This window comes from Peribacillus sp. P4_C12 (assembly GCF_056402095.1).
In genome coordinates this window covers 1-2,785 of record NZ_JBFUIB010000474.1, presented here as the reverse complement: position 1 = coordinate 2,785, position 2,785 = coordinate 1, and the positions used below count along the sequence as shown (strand labels likewise).

Here is a 2,785-nt window from a genome sequence, read left to right as displayed (position 1 = left end):
GCAGTAACGCGGCCCTTGATTCAAACTCTTCTCGGGTTAGCGGAAGTTCCATTCCCCTAAAAAATATCTCCATTTCTTCAAGCTTCTTCAGATAAAGTATGGCTGTATTTTGCGGGTGAACATTTTCTGCAAGATCTTCTATAAAATCAGCCACTATCCCGCTTTGCTTAACTATCAGAGGAATATTTGTAACTAAAGGAAGAATCCGCTCAATTATTTCAAATTGCTTTTCACGCATCTTGAAATAATGGTAATAAAGGTCTTCTTCCCTTAAAAAATGATTTTCTACGTCTCGGAAAGCAAGGCTTTTGGCTTGATTAAGAAGATTAGCTGTTTCTGTAATTTCCTTTCCATCCCAGGTGTGATCATTATCCCGTAAATAGCGAACAATCCCCATCAAAATCGCACTAAAATTAGTTTCAATTTTTTCCTGATAGGCAAGCAGTTTCTCATCAAGACTAGGCATGTACAGATTCATGACAAGCGCTACCCCTACTCCTACGGCGATTAATATCGTTTCATTAATCAGAAGAGCAAAAGAAATGTCACCCGACCCATATAGATGCATGATAATGACACTGCTCGTTACAATTCCTTCATTAATCTTCAAAGCAACTGTAGTTGGAATGAAAATCAAAAGAATCAATCCTATTATCAATGGATGGAAGGCAATAAACTGAAACAATAGGGTGGAATAAACCATTGCGATTAAACAAGCCAAAAATCGATGCCAGGAGGCATACACCGATTTCTTTTTTGTAACTTGTATGCATAAAATCGTAATGATTCCCGCAGCCGAAAAATGATCCAGGTTAAGCATTTGTGCAATAATAATTGCCAAGGTTGCCCCCAAAGYAGTTTTAATCGTTCTGTATCCGATTTTAAACATTGTTATGTATCACCTGGCTCTTTCACTATCTATTATAATACTATCAGCAATTCAGATAATTTTACAGTCCTTAGAACGAAAATTTTCAATTTTTAAAAATACATACATTATATGGATAAAATAAAAAAAAGGTAACCAAAAGTTACCTTTTTTTATAATTATATACTAATACTTTGGCTTATAAAACTTTTTCTAAAAAGTCTTTTGCACGCTGACTTTTCGGATTGGAAAAGAATTCTTCAGGAGCACTTTCTTCAACAAGCAGGCCTTCGTCTAAGAAAAGTACACGATCGGCCACTTCTTTAGCAAATCCCATTTCATGCGTTACAATCAGCATAGTCATCCCTGTATGAGCAAGCGACTTCATAACGTCGAGTACTTCTTTTACCATCTCAGGATCAAGTGCTGAAGTAGGCTCATCAAAAAGCATTACTTCCGGGTTCATCGCCAATGCGCGAGCAATAGCGACCCTTTGTTTTTGTCCACCGGATAGACGGTTAGGATAAGATGATTCTTTATCAGCCAACCCGACTTTTTTCAAAAGCTCACGAGCTTGATTTACCGCTTCTGCCTTCGTTAATTTTTTCACCTTCATAGGCGCGTATGTCAAATTCTCTAGCACGGTTTTATGAGGGAATAAATGAAAATGCTGAAATACCATCCCTACATTTTCACGTACTTTCATTATGTTGGTCTTTTTTTCAGTAATAATTTGATCCTTAAACCAAATTTGGCCATCAGTTGGTGTCTCAAGCATATTGATACATCGTAAGAAAGTTGATTTTCCTGAACCAGAAGGACCGATAATCGCTAACACTTCACCCTGTCCTATCTCGGTACTAATTCCCTTTAATACTTCGAGCTTACCATAATTTTTTTTGAGTTTATCAATTTTAATCACTGCGTCTCATTCTCCTTTCAATTACTTTGCCTAAGATGGTAAGAACCATTACCATCACATAATAAATGAGACCGGCAAATAAAATCGGCTCGAAGAATTTATATGTCTCACCGCCGACAATATAAGAACGGCGCATAATATCTCCTAATCCAATAATTGTAACAACTGCAGATTCCTTTGTTAAAGAAATCAATTCGTTCACAAGAGATGGCAAGATATTCTTGATCGCCTGCGGCAGAATAATGTTAAGCATCATGCTAGAATAGGGCACCCCAAGTGCAAGCGCAGCCTCACGCTGACCTTTATCAACCGCTAAAATACCTCCCCTGATTATCTCTGAGATATATGCGGCAGAGTTTAAGCCAAAAGCTAAGAACGCTGCTTGAAATGCTTCGATTTGAATTCCTAATATTTGTGGTGAGCCAAAATAAATAAGCATCAATTGCAGGACTAATGGTGTACCGCGGAAAATCGATGTATAAAAGTCAGCAATCCAATTTAATGGCTTAATTCTACTGATTTTCAGTATTGATAATAATATCCCCAATATAAAACCGATGACAGCCGCAACCGCTACAACCTTTAAAGTAGTCGGTATTCCCTCCATAATATATGGAAGGGACGGCCTAATCGTCTCAAAATCCAGATTCACTCCATTCATCCTCTCTTATGAAGGCCAGTACCTAGGCCCTTCTTGCTTCATTTTCAAAAACAATAAAGCGCGGAAAAACGTTCAGAAGGCATACTAAATGCTTCTGAACGCTTTTCATCTCTCTGTATTATTCAGTTTCGCTGCCACCAAACCATTTTAGTATTAATTTTTCCATTTCACCATTTTCTAACATTTTTTTCAATTCAGTATTAAATTCTTCTGTTAACTTGCTCCCTTTTTGGAAAGCAATTGCTGAACCAGCATCCTCTTCACCAGACTCGATCACATAGCCTACTAAATCTTTATTGTCCTTTAAATAGCCCTTAGCCACAGTATCTTCCAT

3 protein-coding genes and 1 pseudogene are annotated in these 2,785 nt (G+C 37.5%); all 4 read right to left on the bottom strand.

Translation table 11 applies throughout. From position 1 onward, the window contains the following. A partial coding sequence (locus AC1DUW_RS25120; RefSeq protein WP_477643751.1) for an aromatic acid exporter family protein occupies positions 1–889 on the bottom strand: 889 nt, incomplete at its 3' end. 178 nt (positions 890–1,067) lie between these two features. Further along, on the bottom strand, positions 1,068–1,790 hold the full coding sequence (locus AC1DUW_RS25115; RefSeq protein ID WP_477643750.1) for an amino acid ABC transporter ATP-binding protein: 723 nt from the start codon (positions 1,788–1,790) through the stop codon (positions 1,068–1,070). Then, positions 1,783–2,442: an amino acid ABC transporter permease gene (locus AC1DUW_RS25110; protein ID WP_053346889.1), complete on the bottom strand. Its 660-nt coding sequence runs from the start codon at positions 2,440–2,442 to the stop codon at positions 1,783–1,785. The genes AC1DUW_RS25115 and AC1DUW_RS25110 overlap by 8 nt, the downstream gene beginning before the upstream one ends. A 127-nt stretch (positions 2,443–2,569) precedes the next feature. Further along, positions 2,570–2,785 (bottom strand): annotated as a pseudogene (locus AC1DUW_RS25105) (ABC transporter substrate-binding protein); the annotation flags it as partial.